Here is a 23953-nt window from a genome sequence, read left to right as displayed (position 1 = left end):
GGTGCAGCCAAGCCCCGGCGCCATGGCGCAAGCAATGCACTGCACGAAGTGACAAGCTGCTGAAAACAGACGGCAATCATAGTTCGGATGCAAAAACAGCGCCGCACGTCCATGCGGCGCTGCCTCCAGTCCGGTATCGCTCAACCTGCCGAAAAGCGCGGTTTCGCCCGGCCCGCCTTCCGTAGACGAACGCGCCGGGCGCCAGGCTCAGAACGGAATTTCGTCGTCGAGGTCGCGGCCACCGCCGCCACCGCCGCCGCGCGAACCGCCGAAATCGCCCGGGCCGGACTGGCCGAAGTCGGACCCGCGTCCACCACCGCCACCGCCGGAATAACCGCCGCGCTCATAGCCGACCTGTCCGCCGCCTTCACCCTGGCCACGAGCGTCGAGCATCTGCAACTCGCCACGGAATTTCTGCAGCACCACCTCGGTGGTGTAGCGGTCCTGCCCGGTCTGGTCCTGCCATTTGCGGGTCTGGAGCTGGCCCTCGATATAGACCTTCATGCCCTTCTTCAGATATTGCTCGGCCACCTTGGCGAGATTGTCGTTGAAGATCACGACATTGTGCCACTCGGTCTTTTCCTTGCGTTCGCCCGACATCTTGTCACGCCAGGTTTCAGAGGTGGCGATGCGCAGGTTGACGACCGGATCGCCGGAGTTCAGCCGCCGGATTTCAGGGTCTGCTCCCAGATTGCCGACCAGAATGACCTTATTGACGCTGCCCGCCATGACGCTGTCTCCACGCTCGTCCTAAATTGGAAGTCTGATGCACCTTACAGTCTGCCGCGCCGTTTGGCCCGCGTGCCGCACCTGTTTCCCCAAAAGGTTTTTTTGTTCCTCTTATGTTCTAAATTCTCACGCCAAAGTCAAGGGAAACATGACATCGCCGCCGACCCTTTTCCCCGGCGTGAACTGGCGTCGGCAGGCGCGGGCGCCTATAGTGGCGCCATGAAACCGTTGCACATGGCCATCTGCGCTGCGCTGTCCCTCGCCCTTTCCTGCGGGGCGGCGATGGCCGGGGCCAAAGCCGGGGCCTCGACCCCTTCGGCGCCGGCCCAAAGCGGCCTGCCCGGCGTGGACGGCGGCTACAGCATCGTGACGCCCTTGCCGCCGGAACCCGATGACCAGCCCCGGTCCGGCCAGTTCGGGCATTTCAAGGTCGGAGATTTCGACGTGAAAGTCTCCGGCAAGCTCACCTTCGATATCGGCGTCGGCTCGTTGCGGCCACCCAAGCGCTGAACTGGGCATGTTGCCCTTCGATCCGGCGCGCCCTTTCTCAAGTGCTCCATCAAGCAATGAGCCCCGCCGCTGCGTTTGCTGCGGACGGGGCTTTTGATGGGCTCAACCCAAGATGCCGGGAGTGGTTTACCGGCTTTGAATTTCGGATGCTTCGCGGCGTTCAGCCGACGATCCGACAAAAGTCTCTGATTGTAGGGGGAACGATCGGGACGCTTTCGTTTCGCGGAAATTTCCGGCCGAAAAGCTGCCGATCGCGGCTCCGGTCAGGCGCGGAGCCCTTCGGGACTGTCCGGTGGGGTCATACCTCTCTCCTTCTGTCCGTTTCACCATAGGGTCCGAAAGCACTTCATCCGCACGCGCATCATCCATTCTGCGGCGTCTCGCAGATGCCATGCGCCTCGCGAAGATCAGCCTCTTGAGGCGATCGGCTTCCGTACTTGGAAAATCTGGCGTCTCCACCGCGTTCCGTCAACAGTCCAAAGCGGACTTGAGCAAAATGTGATCTTTGTAACAGGCGGCACCCGGATTTTGTCAGGAGCCTGTTCGTTTTTTGTTCTTTCTGCTTGCCTGTCCTGGCGAAAGGCGCTTAAACGCTGCGTGGAAAGTCGCGGCCTCTCTCGAAACCGCGCCGGGACGACCTATATTGGCGGAAGGCCGGGGAAGCCCGCCATTCCGAAACATTTCAGATCGAGGCGGCGGAACGGCCATGGCCGACCACAAGTTCATTTCCATTCGCGGCGCGCGCGAACACAATCTCAAGAATGTCGACCTCGACCTGCCCCGCGACTCCCTGGTGGTGATGACGGGCCTGTCGGGCTCGGGCAAATCCTCGCTCGCCTTCGACACCATCTATGCCGAGGGCCAGCGCCGCTATGTCGAGAGCCTGTCGGCCTATGCCCGGCAGTTCCTGGAGATGATGCAGAAGCCGGACGTCGACCAGATCGACGGCCTGTCGCCCGCCATTTCCATCGAGCAGAAGACCACCTCGAAGAATCCACGCTCGACGGTCGGCACCGTCACCGAGATCTACGACTATATGCGCCTTTTGTTCGCGCGCGTCGGCGTACCCTATTCGCCGGCCACCGGCCTGCCTATCGAGAGCCAGACCGTGTCCCAGATGGTGGACCGGGTGCTGGCGCTTGAGGAAGGTACGCGGCTTTACCTGCTGGCGCCCATTGTGCGCGGCCGCAAGGGCGAATACCGCAAGGAGCTGCTGGAGCTTCAGAAGAAGGGTTTCCAGCGCGTCAAGGTCGACGGCACTTTCTACGAGATCGCCGACGTGCCGGCGCTGGACAAGAAGTACAAGCATGACATCGACGTGGTGGTCGACCGCATCGTGGTGCGGCCGGACCTCGCCACCCGCCTGGCCGACTCCATGGAAACGGCCCTGAGGTTGGCCGACGGGCTGGCCGTGGCCGAGTTCGCCGACAAGCCGCTGCCGCCGGAGGAGACGGCCGGTGGCGGTGCTGCCAACAAGTCGCTCAACGACACGCATGAGCGCATCCTGTTCTCGGAAAAGTTCGCCTGCCCGGTGTCCGGCTTCACCATTCCGGAGATCGAGCCGCGCCTGTTCTCATTCAACAATCCGTTCGGCGCCTGCCCGACCTGCGACGGGCTGGGCAACCAGCGCGCCATCGATCCGAACCTGGTGGTCCCGGACGACAATGTCTCGCTGCGCAACGGCGCCGTGGCGCCATGGGCGAAGTCCACCTCGCCCTATTACGCGCAGACGCTGGAAGCGCTCGGCAAGGTCTACGGCTTCAAGCTTGGCGACAAGTTCAAGGACCTGTCCGACGAGGCGCGCGATGCCATATTGCACGGCACCGGCAAGCGCGAGGTGACGTTCAACTACGACGACGGGCTGCGCTCCTACCAGACGACCAAGACCTTCGAGGGCGTGATCCCCAATCTCGAGCGGCGCTGGAAGGAGACGGAATCGGCCTGGATGCGCGAGGAGATCGAGCGCTTCATGTCGGCTACCCCCTGCCCCGCCTGCAACGGCTACCGCCTCAAGCCGGAAGCGCTGGCGGTGAAGATCGCCGGCAAGCATATCGGCGAAGTGACAGAGCTTTCGATCCGCAAGGCGGACACCTGGTTCAACAAGCTGCCCGGCCAGCTCAACGACAAGCAGAACGAAATCGCGGTGCGCATCCTCAAGGAAATCCGCGAGCGGCTGCGCTTTCTCAACGATGTCGGCCTCGATTACCTGACGCTGTCGCGCAATTCCGGCACGCTGTCCGGCGGCGAGAGCCAGCGCATCCGCCTGGCCAGCCAGATCGGCTCCGGCCTCACCGGCGTGCTCTACGTGCTGGATGAGCCGTCCATCGGCCTGCACCAGCGCGACAACACCCGCCTGCTCGACACGCTCAAGCATCTGCGCGACCTCGGCAACACGGTGATCGTGGTCGAGCACGACGAGGACGCCATCCTGCATGCCGACTACGTGGTCGATATCGGCCCGGCCGCCGGCGTGCATGGCGGCCGCGTGATCGCACAGGGCACGCCGCGCGAGGTCATGGCCAATCCGAATTCGATCACCGGCAAATATCTGTCCGGCGAGTTGGAGATCGCGACGCCGAGCGAGCGCCGGCCCGGCAAGAAGGGCAAGCGCATCAAGGTGGTGGGCGCACGCGGCAACAACCTCAAGAACGTGACGGCGGAAATCCCGCTCGGCACCTTCAGCTGCGTCACCGGCGTCTCGGGCGGCGGCAAGTCCACATTCCTGATCGAGACGCTGTTCAAGGCCGCCTCGCGCCGGATCATGGGCAGCAGAGAGCACCCGGCGGAGCACGACCGCATCGAGGGGCTGGAATTCCTCGACAAGGTCATCGACATCGACCAGAGCCCCATCGGCCGCACGCCCCGCTCCAATCCGGCGACCTATACGGGCGCCTTCACGCCGATCCGCGACTGGTTCGCCGGCCTGCCGGAAGCCAAGGCGCGCGGCTACCAGCCGGGCCGCTTCTCCTTCAACGTCAAGGGCGGGCGCTGCGAGGCGTGCCAGGGCGACGGCGTCATCAAGATCGAGATGCACTTCCTGCCGGACGTCTACGTCACCTGCGACGTCTGCCACGGCAAGCGCTATAATCGCGAAACGCTCGACGTGACCTTCAAGGGCAAGTCGATCGCCGACGTGCTCGACATGACGGTTGAGGAAGGCGTCGAATTCTTCTCGGCGGTGCCGGCGGTGCGCGACAAGTTGCAGACGCTCAAGGATGTCGGCCTTGGCTACATCCATATCGGACAGCAGGCGACGACATTGTCGGGAGGCGAGGCCCAGCGCATCAAGCTGGCCAAGGAACTGTCGCGCAGGGCGACCGGCAAGACGCTCTACATTCTCGACGAGCCGACCACCGGCCTGCACTTCCACGACGTGGCCAAGCTGCTCGAAGTGCTGCAGGAACTGGTCGAGCAGGGCAACACGGTCGTCGTGATCGAGCACAATCTGGAGGTCATCAAGACCGCCGACTGGGTGCTCGACCTCGGTCCCGAAGGCGGCGACGGCGGCGGCGAACTGGTCGCCACCGGTACGCCGGAGGACATCGTGGCCGAGCCGCGCAGCTATACCGGCCAGTTCCTGAAGGAGTTGCTGGAGCGCCGTCCCGGCGGGAAGCAGGTGGCTGCCGAATAGGCTTTATCGGCTCTCATTGTCGGTTCCCGAGGCAGACGATCACTGTCTGCCGAGCCACGCGCGAGGGCTGTGCGGCCGTTCCGCATCATCGGGCTGTAGCGGCGCGATGATCGGCGTACCTTCGAAAGCCACCGCACGGTTGCGGCCTCCCTGCTTGGCGCGATAGAGCCGGGCATCGGCGCGCTTGGTCAGCGTGGACAGCGTATCCCGCTCCATTGCCTCGGCGATACCGAAGCTGGCCGTAACCTGCATTTTGCCGTCCATCTCGCCGAAACTCGCCTCGCCGATGGCGGCGCGCAGCAGTTCCACCCAGCGCATGGCGTCCGCACTTGTCTGACCATGGAGCAGGATGGCGAATTCCTCGCCACCGATACGGCCGACCGGATTGCCCGGGCCGGCCGCTTCCGCGAGCAAGGCGCCAAACAGGTTCAGGACCGCATCCCCGGCACCATGGCCAAAAGTGTCGTTGATGCGCTTGAAATGGTCGATGTCGCACAGGACCAGCGACAGCGGGCGCTGCCACTCCCCGGCGAAAATGGCTTTCGCCCGTTCGTCAAACCCGCGCCGATTGAAAACGCCCGTCAGGCGGTCGCTGTCGCGCTCACGGCGCAGGTCGTCGATGACATCCATGACCGCCGCCGCCAGGATTGCCACCGCCAGGATCGCCACCGCCAGGGCGGAGCCGAGGACCGCCATGGAAAGCTGCAACGTCTGCCAGAAAAGGGCCTGTCCGAAGGCCCTCGCCCCAAGCGGAGGCGCTTCGAAACCGATGGTCAACATCGTGCGGACGAAGAACTGCGCCGAAAAGGCGAGCAAGACGACAAACAGCGCCCTGTCCACGAAACGCGCTCGCCAAAGGTGGCGCAGGCGCACCGTGGCCCACAGCAAGATCAGGCCATAGCCGAAATTCATCACGTAGACGCGCGCCAGCAGGTTGCGGTCCACATAGTAGAAATACCAGACCAGCCCGACGATCACGGCACCTGCCGCAAGGCCCCAGCCAAGGCCGAGCCGCCGGCCGGAGCGCTTGAGAAGACCTTCGGCGGTCAGCAGCACCGCCGACGTGTAGAAGATGCAGGATACCAGCGCATTGGCGCCGGGGGTGCGCGGCCAATAGACAATCTGGACACAGGCCCCGACCACAAACAGGGCACAGGCACCCGCAAGCAGAAGCAGATAGGGTCGCTTGCGGTCGATGGCCCAGGCGGCGGCAAACACACAGCCGAAGACGGCCAGCGTGCCCGGCCCGATCAGCGTCAGCGTCATCCTGACCGTCGTGTCGTCCATTCACCGCACCTGCCGCCGGGCGGTGGAACCGCCTGTGGATGAAAGAAGTCATATATCTGGTCGACACTTCCTGTTCGACAAGAGATTACCCCCCTTCCGTGGCATGGTGACAACTGTCAGCAGAGAAAACGACATGGTTTGCGCCATAGATGCCGGAATGGAATACTCCGCCCGCCACATTTTCCGATGACACTCCCGAGGAGCGACAGATGGCCAAGTCAGGAAAGATCCGTGCCGGCATGGGCGGCTGGACCTTCGAACCGTGGGACAAATCCTTCTATCCCGACAAGCTGGCCAAGGCCAAGCAGCTCAACTATGCGACGCGGCAGGTGCCGACGATCGAGGTCAACGGCACCTATTACTCCTCCTTCAAGGAGCCCACCTTCGTCAAATGGGCGACGGAAGCGCCTGACGGCTTCGTCTATTCGCTGAAAGGCAACCGCTTCGTCACCAACCGCCGTGTCCTGGGCGAGGCCGGGGAATCGATGACGCGCTTCCTCGGCTCCGGCGTCGCGGCATTGGGCGAAAAGCTCGGCCCGATCCTGTGGCAGTTCGCGCCCACCAAGAAATTCGATCCGCAAGATTTCGAGGCCTTCCTGAAACTGCTGCCGGAAAGCCAGGACGGGGTGAAACTCCGTCATGCGCTGGAAGTGCGGCATGACAGTTTCGCCACGCCGGAATTCGTGGCCCTGGCGCGGAAATATGGCGCGGCCATCGTCTATGCCGACCATGCCAAATATCCGGCCATTGCCGATATCACCGGCGATTTCGTCTATGCCCGCCTGCAAACCGGCAGCGACGACAACCCAGACTGCTACACGCCCAAGGCACTGGACGAATGGGCCGCCCGCGCCCGGACATGGGCCGAGGGAAAGGTTCCGGCCGACCTGCCCCTGGCCGATCCATCGACCCCGGCGCCGGTCCAGCCGCGCGACGTGTTCGTCTATTTCATCACCGAGGGCAAGGTGCGCGCGCCGTTCGGCGCCATGGCCTTGATGCGGCGGGTGAACGATTGAGGCTGCAAGCCCGACTTGCCACAGGCGCGACTTGAAAAAGTGATTCAAGTCGTTCGCGCCTTGAGTCGGAAAGATCGCCTATCTAGCTGAAATCATAACCGAAATGGATTTGGCGGGCGCGAGCATGCTGCCCGCCCCAATTTCACGTGCCGCGGGCCACGCGCTCGATCTCTTCGCGCACCAGACGCTCGACAAGTGTCGGAAGATTGTTGTCGAGCCATTCCTGCAGCATCGGCCGCAGCATTTCCTCGGCCATCTCATCCAGCGATTTCTTGCTGCGGGCCGCAAAGGCTTCCGAAAGTTCCTCGAAAGCTGCCGCCACCTGGCGGCTGGTCTTCTCCGAAACCAGGGTGGGCCGCGCCGCGGCGGCATCAGTCGCCTCGCCGGCAGTTGCCGGGTCATGCATGGCTGCGGGGATGTCGGGCGAAGCGGTCTCCCCCGCCGTGCGTTCCGTGGAAGCGGCGGCGGATCGCGAAGGCATGGCGGCCGCCAGAGCCATCGCCTGATCGGCCTGCGCCTTCGTTTCGGCAGGCTCCGCCTCGGCGACTTCGACCGGCACGTGCCAATCGTCCGGCGTCCGCAGCGGCCTGGCCGTCTGCTCGGCGGCTGGACGAGTCGAATCGGGCCGGGTGAAATCGATCCGGGTAAATGCCGGCGCGCTTGCCGAAGCCGGAGAAACGCTTTCCTTCGACTTTTCCTCGGGCGAGTTGGCCGCAAGCGAAAGGGCGGCCCCGGGCGCGGTACTGGCTGTGCCCAACGGCTCCGTCACGGAAGGTTTCACCGGAGCGTCTTCCGTTCCGGATCGAAGTTCGCTGCGGAATACATCGACCACGGTCGGTTCCGGGCCTTCCGCCGTCTCGGCTTCGGTTCCGGTTTCGCCAAAAGCCTCGGTGGGCTTGCGGCCGGAATCGCTATCCTCGATGATCCGGCGGATCGACGCCAGGATCTCTTCCATGGAGGGTTCGCGCTGCACACTGCTTGCCGTCGCCATCGTCACGTCCGCCGCCCCTGTGATTTCGCTGTCCTGGTCAGCCCTCGGTGCCGCCATACACCGCCGGCAGCATCCGAATCATACGCTTACAGCGTAGCGGACCCTGCGCCATGCGAGAATCCCCAAACGTGAAGCGCACTTCATTTCAACAGATTAGAAGTATTCCGCAGCACAGGCGCGAACCGCCTTGCGTTCGGAAAAGCCGACTTGCCGATGAACGCTCTCAACGGCAAGGTTGCGGCATGGCTCCCGGCTCGCGCTCGCTATCGCTCCCTTGGCCGGTATGACGGGGAGATTTTTTCCACGTCATCCCGACCTCGCAATAGGCTCAGCAAATAGAGAGTGTCGGAAATCCATGCCGGAATCTCGGAACGGGCGGCACAACAAAAAAGGCGCCGAAGCGCCTTTCCGGTCTTGTCTCAAAAGGCCGCCGGCTCAGCGGCCATCCGGCGTGCGCAGGCCATACCATTTGTCCTTGACCGCGTTGTAGTGCTCTTCCGGCTTGTACTTCGCCACCTGCAGGCCGAGGCGATCGACCGAAAGACGACCCATCGCCTGAAGAATGGCGTAGCTCGCCAGAACGACATCGCGCTCGGCGCTGGCCAGATTGATCTTGGCGGTGATGACGTCGCGCTGCGAATCGAGAACTTCCAGCGTGGTGCGCTGGCCGACATTGCGCTCCTCGATCACGCCGTTCAACGCAAGCTGGGCAGCGCTGACCAGCGCACGGTTCGCAACCACGGCCTCCTGAGCCGCAGCATAGGCCGTCCACGCGGCGGTGACGGCCTGACGAACCTGGTCGCGGCTGACGTCGACCTCGATGCGAGCCTGGCCGAGCCGTTCCTTGGACTGCCGCACCAGTGCCGAGGTGCGGCCACCCTGGTAGATCGGGATCGACAGGGTCGCGCCAATATTGGCGGAATTCGAATAGCCGTCGCTGCTTCCGACTCCCGGCAGGCTGGAACCGCCGCCCGAGGTGTCGCTGTAGCTGCGCGAAATGCCGGCCGAAGCGGTGACCGAAGGCAGCAATGCACCTTCCGCCGACTTCACGCCGAAGGCTGCCGCATCGACCAGATGGCTGGTTGCAAGAATGGCCGGATGCTCGGCGGCAGCAATGGTCACTGCCGAATCGAGGCTGCGCGGCAGAAGCTTGGAAAGCGGCGCGGCAGCCTTCAACTGGCCGGGCTCCTCGCCGATGATCTGCCGGTACAGCGCGGCGCTGGCCAATGCCTGGGCACGGGCGGCGCTGACCTGGGCTTCCGCGCCGGAGCGCGCCGCATCGGCCTGCGCCACGTCGGTGCGGGTGCCTTCACCCACCTCGAGGCGCGAGCGTGCCGCACGGGTCTGTTCGTTGAGGAATTGCAGATTCTGCTGGGTCAGGGCCGCGACCTGCCGGTCGTGGATGACGTTCATATAGGCCTGCGCGGCGGTGAACAGCATGTTCTCTTCGGTGTTGCGCAGGCTTTCCTGCGAGGCGCGCACCCGCGCCTCGGCCGCAGCGACGTTATTCTTGGTCTGAAAGCCGTCGAACAGCGTCTGGTTGACCTGGACGCCGAAGCTGCCCGAGGTCAGCCGCGTCGACATATCGCCGCGCCGCCGTTCCGTGTAGTCGATATTGGCCGAGCCCATCACCGTCGGCCGATAGCCCGACTTGGCGATGGCCACGTCCTCGTCGGTGACGCGGACGCCGGCGCGCGCGGAATTGACCGAGGAGTTGTTGCGGTAGGCCTTTGCCAGTGCTCCGGTGATGGTTTCGGCCGAAGCCGCGACTGGCGAAAGTGCCGTGGCGGCAACCAAAAGGGCGGCAAAAACGGTCTTGCTAAAGGACTGCACGTCGACCCTCAACTTTACAATCAATAACGGCGCGCTTCAGGCCGGGAGACAGCCCACACGCGCCTTCTTCATTATCCCGCCAGCACGATCCAGGCGGATCGCAAACGGATTCTCTCAACGCAGCAAGCGAACATGAGTACGCCCCCGCTGCAAGAGAAATTCGATCAGAACTCGAAAACTTTGCTGCGTTCGAATCCCGGTAGTGGCCTAATTGCCGCATTGAAGGCACGCCGGCCGGTCACAACCCCGTTGGTTTTCAGGAAAACCTTGGCGATTCCCGCATTGCCACGGCCCTCGACGGCCACCAGACGGCCACCTTCGGCAAGCTGTTCATGTAAGGATTCGGGCAGTTCGTCCACGCTGCCCTGGAGCACGATGACATCATAGGGAGCGGCGGCCTTCCAGCCCTCCCGAAGCTCGCCTTCCACGACCGCAACATTGCCGCAACCGAGTGCGGCAAGCGTGTCGCGCGCCCAGCCGGCCAGGACGGGATCGTTCTCCAGTGCGGTGACCGAACCGGCCACCTTCGACAGGATGGCCGACGAATAGCCGGTGCCGCAACCGACATCGAGCACGCTATCGGTGGGCTGGATTTCGGCAAGCTGCAAAAGCCGGGCGAGCGGCGACGGCTCCATCAGGAAGCGCGGTCCGCCCTCGCCGCCGGCGATGCGGATGTCCTCGTCGATATAGGCGAGGTCGCGCAGGGTTTCATCGACGAACAGTTCGCGCGGAACGGAGAGGAAAGCGGCAAGCAGCGAAGCGTTCGTCACGTCGGTGGTGCGAAGCTGCCCATCGACCATTTTGACACGAAGCTCGGTGAATTCAGCGCTCATCTGCAAGCTGTCCCGCTTTGGCGCGCATCGCGCGCTCCCAAACCATTGGAACGCGGACAATCCTGCCGCTTGCAGGACGCCGTGGGACTTTGGAGGCCTCGCCCGGAATCGAACCGGGGTGCAAGGATTTGCAGTCCTCTGCGTAACCACTCCGCCACGAGGCCTCACGCTGTCCAAGCGTTCCAGCGGCCTCAATAGGTTAGCCCCTTTTCGCCGTCAAGCCGAACAGAGCCATTCTGGAAAATATCCTTTCGGCGCCCAAACCGGCCTGGGGCAAACATGCGCAAACGCCCGTTTCCTAGCGCCGCCGCCGCCGCTCCCACCACACGGCGAAGCGCCGCCGCCACCGCCGCACCAGCGCAAACTCATAGGAAAGCACCAGAAGCCCCAGGGGAATCATCCAGAAGCCGAGCACGGGCAGGAAGCCGAACAGACCGAACACGATCAGCACCACGCCTATGGCGACACGCGCGCGCCTCGACCGCGGCAGGGTGAACTCCTTGCCCAGCAGCGTGATCTTGCGCCGCGGAGGCCAGTCGCATTCGCTTAAGGGGTCGTCCTGAATCATACCACTCCATGGGCCTTGGCTGAACGCGACGGCGAATCCACCGCTTCATCGACGCGGTAACGCGCCCGCAAAGAAACTCGCCGCCGGACTATCCGTTCCAGGCCTTCCAGCCTGCGTGCGCAAGCCAATATGGCCATGCCGCTGCGACATTTCGAGCAGGCCTGTGCAAATGGAGTAAAAAAATGCAAATTGCTGCTTTGCAAAGCTGAAAGGGGTTTGCTATAGGCTGCCCCGTTCACGCAAGAGCCTGCTGTTCCCCGGTAGCTCAGCGGTAGAGCAACCGGCTGTTAACCGGTTGGTCGCTGGTTCGAATCCGGCCCGGGGAGCCATTTCATCTTTCATTTCCGCTTCTCTGCAAGCAGCCGCGCGAAAGCGCGGCGGGCGCCGCAAGGTGTCGCCGCCTGCTACAGCACACGGAAATAACAATCCTTTATTTTCAACGGGCTAGCCGAAATACCCGGCCGGCGGGTTGCGGGCGGGGGCTGCTTCCTTATCCTTTCGCGGCGGCATCCGCAGGGTGCCGCACCGACGAAAATAAAGAGATAGCAAGGAGGTGGATCGGGTGGCTGACACCGAAAATATCTTCGAGGAATTGCCGGACATGGATACGTTCGGCGGCCGGTTTTCCAGGGCTCTTGATGCATGTGACCTCGATGCGCGCGGGTTCGCGCGCCGCATCGGCGTCAGGACCGCGACCGTGCGGGCCTGGGAAACCGATCGCACCATGCCGAACTTTCATCGCCTGACCAAGATCGCCGGGCTGCTCGGCGTCAGCATCGCCTGGCTGCTGCATGGCGTGGGCCAGGGCCCCAATGAATCGGGTGCCGAGGCCGAATCTCCCGAGCATGTCGGCGAGCAGCTTGCCAAGCTGAAACTGCTGCATGCCGAGACCGGGCAACTTATTTCCCGGTTGCAGGGCGACCTCGACCGCATGGCGGCGGCCGGCCGCTGACGCGGGCCGGAGACACGACGGCATCCTGAAAACTAATAGTTGTCGGCGGCGGTGTTCACGCAGGTGACAAGTCGCCGCGACTAGGCTATGCATTCGTTCGTCGGGGGCCTAACGGCCTCAACTGTTTGCGGGAGAGAACAGCGCAAGGCTGTCGCCGAAGGGGAAATCGCCCGAAATCTCTCAGGCAAAAGAACCGTAGACAGGACGACACTCTGGAAAGTCGGGGCCTAACCACCCTGCGCCGAAGGTGTAAGTGCAGCCGACAGAGTTCCGGGTGCACGAGTCTCTCAGGCTTCAGACAGAGGGGCACGGAGGACCGCCGCAGCGGTCGGTTTCGTGTTGTTCTGGAGAAGTCATGGCAGGCGATGATACAAGGCACCTACCCCTAGAAGATCTGCATCAACAGGCCGGAGCGCGTTTTGGCGCCTTTGCCGGCTGGTCCATGCCGCTGACCTATCCGGCCGGCGTCATGAAGGAACACCAGCACACCCGCGAACATGCGGGTCTGTTCGACATTTCGCATATGAAGCTGTTCGAGCTTTCCGGCGCCGGTGCCGGCGCGCTGCTCGACCGCGCCTGCCCGCTCGATTCGGCGGCGCTGCCCCTGCTTCAGTCGAAATATTCCTTCCTGCTCAACGATGAAGCCGGCATCCTCGACGACGTGATCGTCACGCGGCTGGGCGACGACCGCTTCATGCTGGTGGCCAATGCCGGCAATGCGGCGGCCGACGAGGCGCATCTGCGCAAGCTTGCCGAAGGGCTCGACGTGGCCATCAATCCGCTGGAGCGCGTCTTCCTCGCCCTTCAGGGGCCGGAAGCCGAGGCGGCCCTCAACAAGGCCGGCGTCGAGACCGGGTCGCTGTCCTTCATGCACGGCATGGAGCCGCGCGCCGACTGGTTCGTGACCCGCTCCGGCTATACGGGCGAGGACGGGTTCGAGATCGCCGCGCCGGAAAAGGATGCCCGCGCGCTGCTGGAAAAGCTGCTTGCCGACGAGCGGGTGATGTGGGTGGGCCTTGCCGCCCGCGACAGCCTGCGCCTCGAAGCCGGGCTGTGCCTGCACGGCAACGACATCACGCCCGACACCAATCCGGTCGATGCCGGACTGATGTGGGCGGTGCCGAAGAGCGTGCGCGCCGAAGGCAATTTCGTCGGTGCGGAAGCCCTGCGTGCCCTGATTGCCCGCGGCGCCGCTGAAAAACGCGTCGGCCTCAAGCCGGAAGGTCGCCAGCCTGTGCGCGTCGGCGCAGCCCTTTTCGACGCCGACGGCAATGCCGCCGGCCGTATCACCTCGGGCGGCTTCGGCCCCTCGGCCGGTCATCCGGTCGCGATGGGCTATGTCCCCGCCGCCCTGGCAGCCGTTGGAAGCAGGCTGTACGCCGACGTGCGCGGCACGAAAGTGCCGGTCGACGTGCATGCCCTGCCCTTCACTCCGCATCGCTACCGCAAAGGATAATTTCTCATGGCAACGATCTACTACACCGAAGACCACGAATGGCTGAGCGTCGAGGGCGACATCGCCACCGTTGGCATCACCGACTATGCGCAGGAACAGCTCGGCGACCTCGTCTTCGTCGAACTGCCGGAAGCCGGCAAGAGCCTGAGCAGGGGCGACACGGCCGTGGTGGTGGAATCGGTCAAGGCCGCTTCCGACGTCTATGCGCCGGTGGACGGCGAAGTGACCGAGGCGAACGAAGCGCTCACCTCCGAGCCGGCGCTGGTCAACTCCGCCGCCACCGGTGACGGCTGGCTGTGGAAGATGAAGCTTTCCGACAAGTCCCAACTCGACGGCCTCATGGATGAGGCGGCCTACAATGCCCATATAGGCTGACAGGATAACAAGATGACCACGGCACCCTACGCTTTCACGGATCGTCACATCGGCCCCGGCGACGATGACATCCGCGCCATGCTCGCCCGGATCGGCGTCCCCTCGGTCGAGGCGCTGATCGACCAGGCGGTTCCGAAATCGATCCGTCTCGACCGGCCGCTCGACCTGCCGGCTGCGGCCAGCGAAGCCGAAGCTCTGGCCGAGCTTTCGGCCACCATGTCGCGCAACACCGTCATGAAGAGCTTCATCGGTGCGGGTTATCATGGCGTGCAGGTGCCGCCGGTCATCCAGCGCAACCTGTTCGAGAACCCGGCCTGGTACACGGCTTACACGCCCTATCAAGCCGAGATCAGCCAGGGCCGTCTGGAAATGCTGTTCCATTTCCAGACACTGGTGGCCGAGCTGACCGGCCTGCCGGTCGCCTCCGCTTCGCTGCTCGACGAGGCCACGGCGGTCGCCGAGGCCGTCGGCATCGCCGTTCGCCACCATCGCGACAAGCGCACCAAGGTGGCGCTGGCCGGCGTTCCCCTGCCGCAGACGCTCGACGTGCTTCACACGCGCGCCGAACCGCTCGGCATCGAGATCGACGGCGCGACCATCGACAACAACACCGCCGCCCTCATCGTCTCCTGGCCGGACGCCAACGGCGTCTATGGCAACCACAAGGCCGCGATCGAGAAGGCGCGTGCCGCCGGCGCCGTGGTCGTCTTCGTCTCCGACCCGCTGTCGCTGACCGTCACCAGCGCACCGGCAAGCCTCGGCGCCGACATCGCCGTCGGTTCCATGCAGCGCTTCGGCGTGCCGATGGGCTTCGGCGGCCCGCACGCGGCCTACTGCGCCGTATCCGACAAGCTTACCCGCCTGATGCCCGGCCGCCTCGTCGGCCAGTCGGTCGATGCACATGGCCGTCCCGGCTATCGCCTCGCGCTTCAAACGCGCGAGCAGCACATCCGCCGCGACAAGGCGACCTCCAACATCTGCACCGCGCAGGCGCTGCTGGCCAACATGGCGGCCGCCTTCGCGATCTGGCATGGCCCGGCCGGGCTCCAGGCCATCGCTTCGCGCATCCACGCGCTGGCGAACGGGCTGGCCGAAGGCCTTGCCGCCGCAGGGGTGAAGGTTCTGGGCTCCAGCCGCTTCGATACCGTGACCGTCGAGGCAAAGGGCAAGGCCGAGGCCATTGCAGCCGAGGCTGAAAAGGGTGATCGCCTGCTGCGCGTCATCGATGCCGACCATGTCAGCATCGCCTTCGACGAGACCTCGACGGAAGCCGACCTGGAAGCCATCGCCGCCCTGTTCGGGGCCAAGGCCAAGGCATCCAGCGCCAGCAGCCTCCCCGGCAAGCCGCGCGGCAGGGAATTCCTGACCCAGCCGGTGTTCCACGAAAACCGCTCCGAAACCGACATGATGCGTTTCCTGCGCAGGCTGGCCGACAAGGACCTGGCGCTCGACCGCGCCATGATCCCGCTCGGCTCCTGCACCATGAAGCTCAACGCTGCGGCCGAAATGATGCCGGTGAGCTGGCCGAACATCGCCAACCTGCACCCGTTCGCCCCCAAGGCGCATTCGGTCGGCATCCGCGCCATGATCGACGAGCTCGAGGCGTGGCTGGCCGAGATCACCGGCTTCGATGCCGTGACCTTGCAGCCCAACGCCGGCAGCCAGGGCGAATATGCCGGCCTTTTGGCCATTCGCGGCTATCACAAGTCGCGCGGCGAAGGGCATCGCAACATCTGCCTTATCCCCTCCTCCGCGCATGGCACCAACCCGGCTTCCGCCGCCATGGCCGGCATGAGCGTGGTGGTGGTGCGCTGCACGGATGACGGCAACATCGACATCGACGACCTCAAGGCCAAGGCCGAGCAGCACGGCGCCAATCTCGCCGCGCTGATGTTCACCTATCCGTCCACGCATGGCGTGTTCGAGGAAGGCGCCAAGGACATCTGCGCCATCGTGCACGGGCACGGCGGCCAGGTCTATTTCGACGGCGCCAACCTCAACGCGCTGGTCGGGCTGGCCCGCCCGGGCGACATCGGCGCGGACGTGTGCCACATGAACCTGCACAAGACGTTCTGCATCCCGCATGGCGGGGGCGGTCCGGGCGTCGGCCCGATCGGCGTCAAGGCGCATCTGCAGCCCTACCTGCCGGGCCACGTCGTGGAAGGTTCGGAGCATGCTGTGTCGGCCGCGCCCTTCGGCAGCGCCTCGATCCTGCCCATCACCTGGATGTACATCCGCATGATGGGGCCGGATGGCCTGAAGAAGGCGACCGAGATCGCCATCCTCTCCGCCAACTACCTCGTGGCGCGGCTGGGCAACCACTATTCGGTGCTCTACCGGGGTCGCGGCGGGCGCGTGGCGCATGAGTGCATCCTCGACACCCGCGTGCTCAAGGACCGCTCGGGCATCACCGTGGACGACATCGCCAAGCGGCTGATCGACTACGGCTTCCACGCGCCGACCATGTCGTTCCCGGTGGCCGGCACGCTGATGGTCGAGCCCACAGAGTCCGAACCGAAGGCCGAGGTGGATCGCCTGTGCGAGGCGCTGATCGCCATCGCCGACGAGGCGGCGAAGGTCGAAAAGGGCGAATGGCCGGCAGACGACAATCCGCTGGTCAACGCGCCGCATACGGCGGCGGAGACGCTGGCGGGCGACTGGGCGCACCCCTATTCGCGCATGGAAGCCGCCTATCCGGCCGGCAATGCCGATACCATCGTGAAGTACTGGCCGCCGGTGTCGCGCATCGACAACGTGGCCGGCGACCGCAACCTGGTCTGCTCCTGCCCGCCGGTTTCGGCATACAGCGACGCGGCAGAGTAAACCGCCCGCAGGACATTGCAAAAATCTCGGGAGGCCGGCGTTAAAATGCCGGCCTTCTGCCTTTCCGGACGGGTCCAACCCTTGCCCCGGCGGAAAATCGCCTGTATTGCCTGCATACGCTCCCGAACAGAACCGGAACCTCGGTCGCGCCCTGCTGCAAAGCGTGGCAAACTCTCAAGTGATTCGCAGCCTCCGCTCACGGACTCGCATGGACGACAGCAACGATCTTTTCGCCCGCATCGAAGACAAGCCTCAGCCGGTGCGCACGCCATCGCGACCGGCCGACCCGCTCGTGCAGGCGGCCCGCAAGGCCGCCGCTCCCGCGCCGGCCGCTTCTCCGCCAAAGGACAGCGGCGACGGCTACAGCGCCGCCGACATCGAGGTTCTGGAGGGCCTGGAGCCGGTGCGGCGCCGGCCCGGCATGTATATCGGCGGCACCGATGAAAAGGCGCTGCATCATCTGTTCGCCGAGGTGATCGACAACTCGATGGACGAGGCCGTGGCCGGTCACGCCAGTTTCATCGAGGTCGAACTCTCGGCTGACGGGTTCCTGACCGTGACCGATAACGGCCGCGGCATTCCCGTCGACATGCATCCGAAATTCAAGCGGCCGGCGGTCGAAGTGATCATGACCACGCTGCATTCGGGCGGCAAGTTCGACTCCAAGGTCTACGAGACCTCCGGCGGCCTGCACGGCGTCGGCGTGTCCGTCGTCAACGCGCTGTCGGAGGAGCTGGAGGTCGAGATCGCCCGTGGGCGCAAGCTCTACCGCCAGCGTTTCTCGCGCGGCAAGCCGCTGGGCGAACTGGAGCATCTGGGCGACGTGCACAACCGGCGCGGCACCAGGATCCGCTTCAAGCCGGACGACCAGATTTTCGGCAAGGGCGCCAAATTCGAGCCCGCGCGCCTCTACAAGATGACGCGCTCGAAAGCCTATCTGTTCGGCGGCGTCGAAATCCGCTGGAATTGCGATCCGTCGCTCATCGGCGAGAAGGACAACACGCCGGCCAAGGCCGAGTTCCATTACCCCGGCGGCCTCAAGGACTACCTGGCCGCCTCGCTCAACGGCGATTTCCAGGTCACGCGCGAAATTTTCGCCGGCAAGACCGAGCGTCAGGGCGGCCATGGCTCCGTGGAATGGGCGGTGACCTGGTTCGGCGGCGACGGCTTCCTCAATTCCTACTGCAACACCATCCCGACCGGCGAAGGCGGCACCCACGAAACCGGCTTCCGCAACGTGCTCCTGCGCGGCCTGCGCGCCTATGCCGATCTCACCGGCAACAAGCGCGCCTCGGTCATCACTTCCGAAGACGTGATGATCTCGGCCGCCGGCATGCTGTCGGTGTTCATCCGCGAGCCGGAATTCGTTGGCCAGACCAAGGATCGCCTGGCCACCGTCGAGGCGGTGCGCATCGTCGAAAGCGCCGTGCGCGATCCGTTCGACCACTGGCTGGCGGCCAATCCGCAGGAAGCCACCAAGCTGCTCGACTGGGTGATCCAGCGCGCCGACGAGCGCGTGCGCCGCCGTCAGGAGCGCGAGGTGTCGCGCAAGACGGCCGTGCGCAAGCTGCGGCTTCCGGGCAAGCTGGCGGACTGCACGCAGAACGCGGCGGCCGGCGCGGAACTGTTCATCGTCGAGGGCGATTCGGCGGGCGGTTCGGCCAAGCAGGCGCGCGACCGCGCCAGCCAGGCGGTGCTGCCGTTGCGCGGCAAGATCCTCAACGTCGCCAGCGCCGGCCATGACAAGCTGACCGCGAACCAGACAATTTCGGACCTGATCCAGGCGCTGGGCTGCGGCACCCGCTCGAAATACCGTGAGCAAGACCTGCGCTACGACCGCGTCATCATCATGACCGACGCCGACGTCGACGGCGCGCACATCGCCTCGCTGCTCATCACCTTCTTTTATCAGGAGATGCCGCAGCTCATCAAAGGCGGTCATCTCTACATGGCGGTGCCGCCGCTCTATTCGATCCGGCAGGGCGGCAAGGTGGCCTATGCGCGCGACGACGCCCACAAGGACGAGTTGCTGCGCACCCAGTTCACCGGGCGCGGCAAGGTCGAGATCGGCCGTTTCAAGGGTCTGGGCGAGATGATGGCGCACCAGCTCAAGGAAACCACCATGGACCCGAAGAAGCGCACGCTGCTGCGCGTGGAGGTGCTCGACGAGGAAGCCTCCACCCGCGACGCGGTCGACGCGCTGATGGGCACCAAGCCCGAATCCCGCTTCCGCTTCATCAGCGAACGCGCCGAATTCGCCGAAACTGACGCGCTGGACATCTGACACCGCGATGCGCGCCGGGACCAGAATGCGGGACCGGCTCGCAGGATTGATACGCCCCACGCGCAGCGACTGGATTTTTGCGCTGCGCACCACGCTGGCGGGGCTGGTCGCGCTGCTCGTCGCCTATGCACTGGGGCTCGGCCAGCCGCATTGGGCAATGATGACGGTGTTCATCGTCGCCCAGCCGGTTGCCGGCATGGTGCTGGCAAAGGGCTTTTTCCGCTTGGCCGGCACGCTGGCGGGCGCGCTGGCCGCGCTGTTCTTCGTCCCGGTTTTCGGCGGCAATGCGTGGCTGTTCTTGGCGATACTCGCCCTGTGGATCGGGCTTTGCACCTGGCTTTCCTCGCTGCTGCGCAATCCGGAAGCCTATGGCGCAGCCCTTGCCGGCTACACCGCCCTGATCATCGGCCTGCCGGCCTTCACCGAGCCGCAGCTTCTTCATGAACTGGCGCTGACGCGCTGCGGCGAGATCATCGTCGGCATCGTCTGTGCGGGACTCAGCAGCCGGCTGATGCTGCCGCAACTCGCCAGCGAGGCCCTGAGCCTGCGGCTGGCCCGCTCCATCAACGATCTCGCGGCCTATGCAGCCGGAGCCTTTTCCGGCGCCGAGATCACAAAGCTGCGGGCGCTGCATCGCAAGCTGATCGCGGACACGCAGGCGCTTGGCGAGATGCGGGCCTATGCCCGGCTCGAAACACCGGGCCGGGCGAGCCGCGCGCAATCCCTGCGCCGCACGATCGGCCATCTTCTGTCGGCCATCTCAGCGGCCCGCATGCTGCATGCCCACGCCATGCCCGACAACAAGACGCTGCGGCCGGTAAGGGATGCGCTGAAATCGGTGGTGGACGACCTTGCCACCGACGGACTGGACGACACCGGTCCCTTCATCGCACGCCTGGACGATGTCGCCGCCCGGACATCCACCCTGCCACGCGACATGGGAACCGACGATCCCGTCGCCACCGCCTCGCGCTTTGCCCTGGCGGCCGAGTTCACTCACGCCCTGAAAGGCGCCTTGCGCGGCCTCGACATGCTGCGGCAGGAGCCGCGAGACAGACTGCGCACGCGCCGGCAACCCGCGTTGCTGATCCACCGCGACCGCCATGCGGCATGGCGCAATGCCGTGCGCGCTATGGTGGCGACCGCGCTCGTCGCAGCCTTCTGGCTCGAAACACAATGGTCGGCCACGGAAGGCACCGTCATCATCGTGGCGGTCGTTTCCAGCCTGTTCGCGGCGCGCCCCTTCCCGGTCAAGGTTGCATGGGGCTTCTTCAAGGGCACCCTGCTCGCGCTGCCCTTCGCCTTCGTGGTGGGCCAACTCCTCCTGCCGGCCTTTCCCGGATTCTTCTGGTTCACGCTGTTCGCGGTGCCGATCCTGGTGCCGGCGACGCTGGCGATGGCCAATCCGCGCCTGACCGGCGTGGCAACGGCGTTCGCCATCAACTTCCTTGCATTTCTCAGCCCGCATCAGGTGATGACCTACGATCCGGTGGAATTTCTTGCCGGTTCGGGTTCCATCCTGATCGGGATTCTGCTTGCCATGGGTGTCTTCCAGGTAGTGCTTCCGGTCGACCCGCAGCAAACGGCGGAACGCATCGTGCGGGCCATGCGCGAGGATCTGGCGCGGCTGTGCCTGCATGAGCGCATTGCGCGGCGTTCCGCCTTCGAAAGCCTCGCCTATGACCGCATCAGCCAGTTGATGCCGCTGCTGCAAGCCAAGGGCAAGGACGGCGAAATCCTCATCGGCGGCAGCGTGGCGGCGGTGACGGCCGGGCTGGAAGTGTTGCGGCTGCGCAAGTTGCAGCTCGGCGGCGTGCTGACGCAACCCGCCAGGGACGCAGCCTCCCGGTTCCTGCGCGACATCGCGCGCGGCCTGCTCGTGCCGCCGTCCGGCCATTCATGGGACACGATCATCGCCAGGACCCGACAGGAAGCGCAGGACATCGCCGAGGCCGGTACGACCGAGGCCTTGCAGGCAGCGGCGGCCATGCGCGTCATCGCGGCGGCGATCGAGGATCACCCGGCCTTCTTCAACCGCAGGGCGTGAAGCGTTCCGTCAGGCGGCGGCGATAGCCAGCGCGTGGCCGCGCGCGTTTTCGCGCAGCGCATCGAGATGGATGGATTTCACCAGCGTGGCCAGTTCACCTTGCGCGCCCTGCCCGCCGAGCTCCTTCAGCATCAGCCAGCTCACCTCCTGCACCCCGGCGACGCGCTTGCCATTGGCAACCTCTCGCCAGACCTTGAGCGCCCGCAGGATGACGGCGTGGGTGGCCTCGGTCAGGCCGGCGCCGGTGAGCAGCGCGCGCAACGCCACATCGTTGCCGGCGGCGAGAAGGGAAGCCACCCGCTGCTCGCTGCGGCGGGTCAGCACCACCAGCGCGCTGCCGAAGAAATCGATCTTGCCATGCGCCACGGTGCGAATGAGGAAGGACGCCGTGAGGTCGCCGCGCAGGCGCAGATGTTCCGCCAGCGCGGCATGTTCGTCGCCTTGCGTGCCTTCGATCAGGGTCAGCGAAGCCTTGATGCAGGCATCGCGCATCAGGCGCTCGGCTCGTGCAGCGCCCATCAGCGCCTGCACCAGGGGCGACCCCTTCAACGTCTCGCCGAGCTTGACCAGCAGCATGTGTCGGCAATCCGCCGGCAGGCGCATGTCCGCGATCAGTGCCTCGCGCACCGCGCCTACATGGCCGAAGCGCTCGGCCATACGCCGAAAGCTCAGCGAGGCGATGTCGGCGCCGCAATTCTTCAGCAGCACCACGCAGGCATCGGCCTCGCCGATCTCGGCGATGGCGGCGGCCACCGGCATCGAGACCGACGGGCGGTCGGCCACCAGCTTCTGCGTGGCCACGGTGCCCGCCGCGACGCGGTCGATCAGGTCGGCATCGGTCAGCAGCGGCGAGCGCGCGACGACGAGCGCGGCCACTTCCGGCTGGTCCGCGGCAAGAGCGGCGATAACCTGCGGCGGGGCATGGCGGCTCATCGACAAGGCTTCGGCCATGGCCTGCCGGACCTTGGAGGACGGATCGTCCAGCAAAAGGGTGAGTGCCGCCTCGGCGGCGCACCGGTCCTCGAAAGGCAGGGTGTGCTGCACATAGGCGTTGGCAAGGGCGGCGGCGGCGGCGGCGCGTTCCGAAACCTTCGCCGTGCAGATCCACTTGAGGAAATGCGAAACAACCATCACTTGCGCCCAACCCCCGAAAGCCAGCCCCGGCTCTGAAATCCACGATAGGCCCAATGGCTTAATAAAGCGTTCACCATGTTTTCCCGGGCGTCTGCCGCTTGCAGCGCGCGCGGCAGGGTCCTATCAAAAGTGCAAAAGGAGGAGAGCGCCATGGCCGGATTGTATCTTGAGGAATTCGAGGTCGGGCATGTCTTTCGCCACGCGCTGCGCAAGACGGTGACCGAAAGCGACAACATGCTGTTTTCGGTCATGACGCTGAACCCGCAGCCCCTGCACATCGATTTCGAGTTCGCATCGAAGACCGAATGGGGACGGCCGCTGGTCAATTCGCTGTTCACCCTCGGCCTGATGATCGGCATCGCCGTCAACGACCTGACCGTCGGCACCACCGTCGCCAATCTCGGCATGAAGGACACGGTGTTCCCGCACCCGCTGTTCCACGGCGATACGGTGCGGGTGGAGACCACTGTGATCTCGGTGCGCAAATCGAAATCGAAGCCCGACCGCGGCATCGTCGAACTGGAGCACCGGGCCTACAACCAGCATGACGTTCTGGTGGCCAAATGCCTGCGTCAGGCGATGATGCTGAAGAAGCCGGTCTGATGCGGTCGCTGCTGTTCGTTCCCGGCGATTCGGAAAAGAAGCTGGAGAAGGGCTTTGCCTCCGAAGCCGACGTGGTGATCGTCGATCTGGAGGATTCCGTCGCGCCTTCCAACAAGGAGAGCGCCCGGCGCATTGCCGCAGAGTTCCTTGCCGCACGGTCGAAGATGCAGAAGCCGGCCGTCTATGTCCGGGTCAACGACCTCACGACCGGCCTGACGGATGCCGACCTTGCCGCGCTGGTGCCGGCCCGGCCGGCCGGCATCATGCTGCCCAAGTCGACCAGCGGCGCGGATGTCGAGCGGCTTTCGGTCAAGCTGCGCGTGCAGGAGGCCGAGCAGGAACTGCCGGACGGCGGCATCTCCGTCATCGCCATCGCCACCGAAACGGCCGCTTCCCTCTTCACCGGCGCGACCTATGCGGGCGCGAGCCAGCGCCTTGCCGGCCTGACCTGGGGCGCGGAAGACCTGTCGGCCGCCATCGGCGCACGAGCGGCGCGGGATGCGGACGGGCGCTATACCGACGTGTTCCGGCTTGCCCGCGCCGTCACCCTGCTTGCCGCCTCGGCGGCGGAAGTGGCCGCCATCGACAGTGTCTATCCGGATTTCCGCGATCTGGCAGGGCTGGAGGCGGAGTGCATCGAGGCCGAGCGCGACGGTTTCACCGCCAAGATGGCGATCCACCCGGCACAGGTGTCGGTCATCAACGCCGCCTTCACCCCCACACCCGAGGCCGTCGAACATTCGGCGGCGGTGGTGGCCGCCTTCGAAGCGGCGGGCAATCCCGGCGTCGTCGGCATCGGCGGCAAGATGTACGACCGCCCGCATCTGCGCCTGGCCGAGCGGCTGCTGGCCAGGGCGCGGGCGGCGGGCGTTACCGGCTGA

Annotated in this window: 18 protein-coding genes, 2 tRNA genes and 1 riboswitch; of the genes, 12 read left to right on the top strand and 8 right to left on the bottom strand. The window is 65.0% G+C overall.

Annotated elements, in window-relative coordinates; all coding sequences use genetic code 11:
• Positions 1 to 207: 207 nt before the first annotated feature.
• Positions 208 to 729: a single-stranded DNA-binding protein gene (gene ssb, locus ACVCNR_RS16700; RefSeq protein WP_447075558.1), complete on the bottom strand. Its 522-nt coding sequence runs from the start codon at positions 727 to 729 to the stop codon at positions 208 to 210.
• A 234-nt stretch (positions 730 to 963) separates the two neighbouring features.
• Here ssb and ACVCNR_RS16695 point away from each other — a divergent pair, with 234 nt between their 5' ends.
• Positions 964 to 1239, top strand: a complete 276-nt coding sequence (locus tag ACVCNR_RS16695; RefSeq protein WP_354192552.1) for a hypothetical protein — start codon at positions 964 to 966, stop codon at positions 1237 to 1239.
• A 706-nt stretch (positions 1240 to 1945) separates the two neighbouring features.
• Positions 1946 to 4870 carry an excinuclease ABC subunit UvrA gene (gene uvrA / locus ACVCNR_RS16690; RefSeq protein ID WP_447075557.1) on the top strand — a complete coding sequence of 975 codons (2925 nt, stop codon included), beginning with the start codon at positions 1946 to 1948 and terminating at the stop codon, positions 4868 to 4870.
• Positions 4871 to 4909: 39 nt separating this feature from the next.
• On the opposite strand, the gene ACVCNR_RS16685 is transcribed toward uvrA, so the two are convergent.
• Positions 4910 to 6157, bottom strand: coding sequence for a GGDEF domain-containing protein (locus tag ACVCNR_RS16685; protein ID WP_447075556.1), 1248 nt, complete (start codon positions 6155 to 6157; stop codon positions 4910 to 4912).
• A gap of 209 nt (positions 6158 to 6366) precedes the next feature.
• On the opposite strand from ACVCNR_RS16685, the gene ACVCNR_RS16680 reads away from it, so the two are divergent.
• The gene (locus ACVCNR_RS16680) at positions 6367 to 7173 is read left to right on the top strand and encodes a DUF72 domain-containing protein (RefSeq protein WP_354192556.1); all 807 of its coding nucleotides are present in this window, start codon (positions 6367 to 6369) and stop codon (positions 7171 to 7173) included.
• 142 nt (positions 7174 to 7315) lie between these two features.
• Here the strand turns inward: ACVCNR_RS16680 and ACVCNR_RS16675 are convergent, their stop codons facing one another.
• The 5 genes from ACVCNR_RS16675 to ACVCNR_RS16655 form a co-directional block, all read right to left on the bottom strand.
• Positions 7316 to 8164 (bottom strand): PopZ family protein, encoded by an 849-nt coding sequence (locus ACVCNR_RS16675; RefSeq protein WP_447075555.1) that lies wholly within the window; start codon positions 8162 to 8164, stop codon positions 7316 to 7318.
• A gap of 435 nt (positions 8165 to 8599) precedes the next feature.
• On the bottom strand, positions 8600 to 9997 hold the full coding sequence (locus ACVCNR_RS16670) for a TolC family outer membrane protein (RefSeq protein WP_354192558.1): 1398 nt from the start codon (positions 9995 to 9997) through the stop codon (positions 8600 to 8602).
• Positions 9998 to 10161: 164 nt separating this feature from the next.
• Positions 10162 to 10830 (bottom strand): protein-L-isoaspartate O-methyltransferase family protein, encoded by a 669-nt coding sequence (locus ACVCNR_RS16665; RefSeq protein WP_354192559.1) that lies wholly within the window; start codon positions 10828 to 10830, stop codon positions 10162 to 10164.
• Positions 10831 to 10920: 90 nt separating this feature from the next.
• Positions 10921 to 10994: transfer RNA gene (locus ACVCNR_RS16660), tRNA-Cys, on the bottom strand.
• A 134-nt stretch (positions 10995 to 11128) separates the two neighbouring features.
• A complete protein-coding gene (locus tag ACVCNR_RS16655; RefSeq protein ID WP_354192560.1) occupies positions 11129 to 11398 on the bottom strand; it encodes a hypothetical protein in 270 nt (89 codons plus the stop codon).
• A gap of 254 nt (positions 11399 to 11652) precedes the next feature.
• Between ACVCNR_RS16655 and ACVCNR_RS16650 the strand changes: the two genes are divergently transcribed.
• The 7 genes from ACVCNR_RS16650 to ACVCNR_RS16620 all read left to right on the top strand — a co-directional run bounded on the left by ACVCNR_RS16650 (position 11653) and on the right by ACVCNR_RS16620 (position 21335).
• A tRNA-Asn gene (locus ACVCNR_RS16650) sits at positions 11653 to 11727 on the top strand.
• A 233-nt stretch (positions 11728 to 11960) separates the two neighbouring features.
• Positions 11961 to 12350, top strand: coding sequence for a helix-turn-helix domain-containing protein (locus tag ACVCNR_RS16645; protein ID WP_447075553.1), 390 nt, complete (start codon positions 11961 to 11963; stop codon positions 12348 to 12350).
• A gap of 118 nt (positions 12351 to 12468) precedes the next feature.
• A riboswitch (glycine riboswitch) is annotated at positions 12469 to 12556 on the top strand.
• A gap of 149 nt (positions 12557 to 12705) precedes the next feature.
• Positions 12706 to 13806 carry a glycine cleavage system aminomethyltransferase GcvT gene (gene gcvT, locus ACVCNR_RS16640; RefSeq protein ID WP_447075551.1) on the top strand — a complete coding sequence of 367 codons (1101 nt, stop codon included), beginning with the start codon at positions 12706 to 12708 and terminating at the stop codon, positions 13804 to 13806.
• A 6-nt stretch (positions 13807 to 13812) separates the two neighbouring features.
• Complete coding sequence (gene gcvH, locus ACVCNR_RS16635; protein WP_354192564.1) at positions 13813 to 14181, top strand: glycine cleavage system protein GcvH; 369 nt, start codon at positions 13813 to 13815, stop codon at positions 14179 to 14181.
• 12 nt (positions 14182 to 14193) lie between these two features.
• Positions 14194 to 17004, top strand: a complete 2811-nt coding sequence (gene gcvP, locus ACVCNR_RS16630) for an aminomethyl-transferring glycine dehydrogenase (protein WP_354192565.1) — start codon at positions 14194 to 14196, stop codon at positions 17002 to 17004.
• Between the two features lie 208 nt (positions 17005 to 17212).
• Positions 17213 to 19288: a DNA topoisomerase IV subunit B gene (gene parE, locus ACVCNR_RS16625; RefSeq protein ID WP_354192566.1), complete on the top strand. Its 2076-nt coding sequence runs from the start codon at positions 17213 to 17215 to the stop codon at positions 19286 to 19288.
• A 25-nt stretch (positions 19289 to 19313) separates the two neighbouring features.
• Positions 19314 to 21335 carry an FUSC family protein gene (locus tag ACVCNR_RS16620; protein ID WP_447075550.1) on the top strand — a complete coding sequence of 674 codons (2022 nt, stop codon included), beginning with the start codon at positions 19314 to 19316 and terminating at the stop codon, positions 21333 to 21335.
• Positions 21336 to 21344: 9 nt separating this feature from the next.
• On the opposite strand, the gene ACVCNR_RS16615 is transcribed toward ACVCNR_RS16620, so the two are convergent.
• Complete coding sequence (locus tag ACVCNR_RS16615) at positions 21345 to 22466, bottom strand: DUF2336 domain-containing protein (protein WP_447075548.1); 1122 nt, start codon at positions 22464 to 22466, stop codon at positions 21345 to 21347.
• Positions 22467 to 22544: 78 nt separating this feature from the next.
• On the opposite strand from ACVCNR_RS16615, the gene ACVCNR_RS16610 reads away from it, so the two are divergent.
• Positions 22545 to 23072, top strand: coding sequence for a MaoC family dehydratase (locus tag ACVCNR_RS16610; protein WP_354192570.1), 528 nt, complete (start codon positions 22545 to 22547; stop codon positions 23070 to 23072).
• Entirely contained in the window at positions 23072 to 23953 is an 882-nt protein-coding gene (locus ACVCNR_RS16605; protein WP_354192571.1) for an HpcH/HpaI aldolase/citrate lyase family protein, read from the top strand. Before ACVCNR_RS16610 ends, ACVCNR_RS16605 begins: the two co-directional genes overlap by 1 nt.

This window comes from Aquamicrobium terrae (assembly GCF_052978165.1).
The sequence above is the reverse complement of the archived record's forward strand: the minus strand, read 5'-3'. Positions and strand labels throughout refer to the sequence as shown.

Coding starts and splice junctions, on each gene's coding strand:
- ssb (WP_447075558.1), bottom strand. CDS start 729: ATGGCGGGCAGCGTCAATAAGGTCATTCTGGTCGGCAATCTGGGAGCA.
- ACVCNR_RS16695 (WP_354192552.1), top strand. CDS start 964: ATGGCCATCTGCGCTGCGCTGTCCCTCGCCCTTTCCTGCGGGGCGGCG.
- uvrA (WP_447075557.1), top strand. CDS start 1,946: ATGGCCGACCACAAGTTCATTTCCATTCGCGGCGCGCGCGAACACAAT.
- ACVCNR_RS16685 (WP_447075556.1), bottom strand. CDS start 6,157: ATGGACGACACGACGGTCAGGATGACGCTGACGCTGATCGGGCCGGGC.
- ACVCNR_RS16680 (WP_354192556.1), top strand. CDS start 6,367: ATGGCCAAGTCAGGAAAGATCCGTGCCGGCATGGGCGGCTGGACCTTC.
- ACVCNR_RS16675 (WP_447075555.1), bottom strand. CDS start 8,164: ATGGCGACGGCAAGCAGTGTGCAGCGCGAACCCTCCATGGAAGAGATC.
- ACVCNR_RS16665 (WP_354192559.1), bottom strand. CDS start 10,830: ATGAGCGCTGAATTCACCGAGCTTCGTGTCAAAATGGTCGATGGGCAG.
- ACVCNR_RS16655 (WP_354192560.1), bottom strand. CDS start 11,398: ATGATTCAGGACGACCCCTTAAGCGAATGCGACTGGCCTCCGCGGCGC.
- gcvT (WP_447075551.1), top strand. CDS start 12,706: ATGGCAGGCGATGATACAAGGCACCTACCCCTAGAAGATCTGCATCAA.
- gcvH (WP_354192564.1), top strand. CDS start 13,813: ATGGCAACGATCTACTACACCGAAGACCACGAATGGCTGAGCGTCGAG.
- gcvP (WP_354192565.1), top strand. CDS start 14,194: ATGACCACGGCACCCTACGCTTTCACGGATCGTCACATCGGCCCCGGC.
- parE (WP_354192566.1), top strand. CDS start 17,213: ATGGACGACAGCAACGATCTTTTCGCCCGCATCGAAGACAAGCCTCAG.
- ACVCNR_RS16620 (WP_447075550.1), top strand. CDS start 19,314: ATGCGGGACCGGCTCGCAGGATTGATACGCCCCACGCGCAGCGACTGG.
- ACVCNR_RS16615 (WP_447075548.1), bottom strand. CDS start 22,466: ATGGTTGTTTCGCATTTCCTCAAGTGGATCTGCACGGCGAAGGTTTCG.
- ACVCNR_RS16610 (WP_354192570.1), top strand. CDS start 22,545: ATGTTTTCCCGGGCGTCTGCCGCTTGCAGCGCGCGCGGCAGGGTCCTA.
- ACVCNR_RS16605 (WP_354192571.1), top strand. CDS start 23,072: ATGCGGTCGCTGCTGTTCGTTCCCGGCGATTCGGAAAAGAAGCTGGAG.